Below are 2,658 nucleotides of genomic sequence, written 5' to 3'. Positions count from 1 at the left end.
GTCGTAGCCCACCAGCAGCGGCAACGCCACGAAACCCTGCAGCGCTGCCCCGAGGTTGCCGCGCACCATGATCGCCAGCCGGTTCACCTTGCCCGCGAACGTCAGCGCGATGCCCTCGAGCTTCTCGTAGTGCTCGAGTTCCACCGCGTAGAGGCGCGCGAACTCCACCGCGATGGCGGCGGTGCCCGCGATGCCCGTCGCCGTGTAGTCGTCGGTGACGTACACCTTCTGCACGTCGCGCCCGGCGATCATGTTGCCCTGCGTCGAGCGGCGGTCACCTGCGATCAGCACGCCGCCTGGGAACTTGATCGCCACGATCGTGGTGCCGTGCGGCAGCGCATTGCTGACCGTGATGTCCTCGACCGTCGCGCCCGCAGGCAGCAGATGCGGAGCCTGTCGACGCAGCAGCTCAGAGAACGACGACGTGTCCATCGCTAGGGAATGCGCTCCGGGGGCTCCCGGCATCTGTGAAGAAGGTGACAGCCGATCGTTATGCGGCCAGGTCACTGTCCGCCCTTTTGGACGTACGCGCGAACGAAGTCCTCGGCGTTCTCTTCGAGCACGTCGTCGATCTCGTCGAGCAGATCGTCGGTCTCTTCGGTGAGCTTCTCACGACGCTCCTGGCCAGCGGCAGTACTGCCGGTGGCTTCGTCGTCATCGCCGCCGCCGCCACCACGCTTGGTCTGCTCCTGAGCCATCGCTGCCTCCTGCTTGTCATCGAAGCTCGTCGAGTCCTCGCGCGAGCGCTCGTCAGCGGACTCACAGGGCCCGCCGGTTCTTCCACCCTACCGGTCGACCGCCGGAATGCCGGTTGTCAGGTGGTGAGCTGCGCGACGAGTTCCGCGGCGCTGTCCACGGAATCGAGCAGTGCTCCCACGTGGGCTTTGCTCCCCCGCAACGGTTCCAGGGTTGGAATCCTCACGAGTGAGTCACCTCCCAGGTCGAAGATCACCGAATCCCAGCTCGCTGCGGCGATGTCCGCGCCGAACCTTCGCAGACACTCGCCGCGGAAGTACGCGCGCGTGTCGGTGGGCGGGTTGTCCACGGCGTCGAGGACCTGCTGCTCGGTGACGAGGCGTTTCATCGAACCCCGCGCCACCAGCCGGTTGTAGAGGCCCTTGTCTAGTCGAACGTCGGAGTACTGCAGATCGACGAGATGCAGCCGGGGCGCCGACCAGCCGAGGTTCTCCCGTTGCCGGAAGCCCTCGAGGAGCCGCAGCTTGGCGGGCCAGTCGAGGATCTCCGAGCATTCCATCGGGTCCCGCTCGAGCAGATCGAGCACGTTCGCCCACGTTTCGACGACGCGGCTGGCGGCCGGGTCGGGGTCGCGCGAATCGACGAGTTTGGCCACCCGGTCGAGGTAGATGCGTTGCAGCGCAAGGGCGGTCAGCTCACGGCCATCGGAGAGGGCGATGGTGGCGCGCAGCGACGGGTCACGGCTGACCACGTGTACGGCGTGCACGGGGCGGGCCAGGGCGAGGTCGGTGAGGTCGATACCCTCCTCGATGAGATCGAGCACCAGCGACGTGGCCCCGACCTTGAGGTAGGTCGACGTCTCGGCGAGGTTGGCGTCGCCGATGATGACGTGCAGCCGCCGGTACTTGTCGGCATCGGCGTGCGGCTCGTCGCGGGTGTTGATGATGCCGCGCTTGAGCGTGGTCTCGAGGCCGACCTCGACCTCGATGTAGTCGGCACGCTGCGTCAGCTGGAATCCGGGCTCGTCACCGGACGGACCGATGCCGACGCGCCCCGAACCCGTGACGACCTGGCGCGACACCAGGAACGGGGTGAGGCCCGCGATGACGGCGGAGAACGGGGTCTGCCTGCTCATCAGGTAGTTCTCGTGCGACCCGTACGACGCACCCTTGCCGTCGACGTTGTTCTTGTACAGCTGCAGCTTGGCCGCACCGGGCACGCTCGCGACGTGGCGTGCCGCCGCCTCCATCACCCGCTCGCCCGCCTTGTCCCAGATCACCGCGTCCAGCGGGTCGGTCACCTCTGGCGCCGAATACTCCGGATGGGCGTGGTCGACGTAGAGCCTCGCGCCGTTGGTCAGGATCATGTTGGCCGCCCCGACCTCGTCGGCGTCCACGATCGGTGGCGGCCCGCTGGCGCGGCTCAGGTCGAAACCCCTCGCGTCGCGCAGCGGTGACTCCACCTCGTAGTCCCACCGAGTCCGCTTGGCCCGCTGGATCCCCGCTGCCGCCGCGTAGGCGAGAACTGCCTGCGTCGACGTCAAGATCGGATTCGCGGCCGGATCGGACGGCGACGAAATACCGTATTCGACCTCGGTACCGATGATCCGTTGCATGGCCTCAGCCTAGGGGACGCTCGCGGGAGGCGATCACGGCCCGTGGGGTGGAGCGGAGCGAGGGGGGATCGGCTGCTTGCGGTTTGGGACCGTTGGTTGGTCAACTTACGCCGTGCCTGAGCCCGCGGACCGCGTCGCCGCCGAAACGTGGTTCCTGCAGCGCGGTTTGCCTTCGGTGCTCACCAGGCGCGCGCGGTGGCGCCGGCTGTGGCGCCGTTCGGCACCGGTGCTGGCCGCCGGCTCGACGCTGATGGTCTCGATCGGTGTCGTCACCTGGGCGGCGGGCGGCCGGACGATCGACATCGACGATGACCCCTCGACGTTGGAGTGGGTCATCCTGACCACGT

At 67.7% G+C, this 2,658-nt stretch carries 3 protein-coding genes and 1 pseudogene; 1 reads left to right on the top strand and 3 read right to left on the bottom strand.

Translation table 11 applies throughout. From position 1 onward, the window contains the following. The 3 genes from prcB to dop all read right to left on the bottom strand — a co-directional run. The coding region (prcB, locus tag ACRDUX_RS10250; protein WP_526413521.1) for a proteasome subunit beta at positions 1 to 507 on the bottom strand (507 nt) is incomplete at its 3' end. Further along, complete coding sequence (locus tag ACRDUX_RS10245; RefSeq protein WP_526388386.1) at positions 504 to 698, bottom strand: ubiquitin-like protein Pup; 195 nt, start codon at positions 696 to 698, stop codon at positions 504 to 506. The genes ACRDUX_RS10245 and prcB, both read right to left, overlap by 4 nt. Positions 699 to 814: 116 nt before the next feature. Next, positions 815 to 2,311 (bottom strand): depupylase/deamidase Dop, encoded by a 1,497-nt coding sequence (gene dop, locus ACRDUX_RS10240; RefSeq protein ID WP_526413519.1) that lies wholly within the window; start codon positions 2,309 to 2,311, stop codon positions 815 to 817. 112 nt (positions 2,312 to 2,423) lie between these two features. Here dop and ACRDUX_RS10235 point away from each other — a divergent pair. Then, positions 2,424 to 2,658: pseudogene (locus ACRDUX_RS10235) on the top strand (hypothetical protein); the annotation flags it as partial.

The sequence above is a fragment of the Mycobacterium sp. genome, assembly GCF_050701675.1.
In the GTDB taxonomy this organism is placed as follows: Bacteria; Actinomycetota; Actinomycetes; order Mycobacteriales; family Mycobacteriaceae; genus Mycobacterium.
This window is presented reverse-complemented; position numbering and strand designations above follow the sequence as displayed.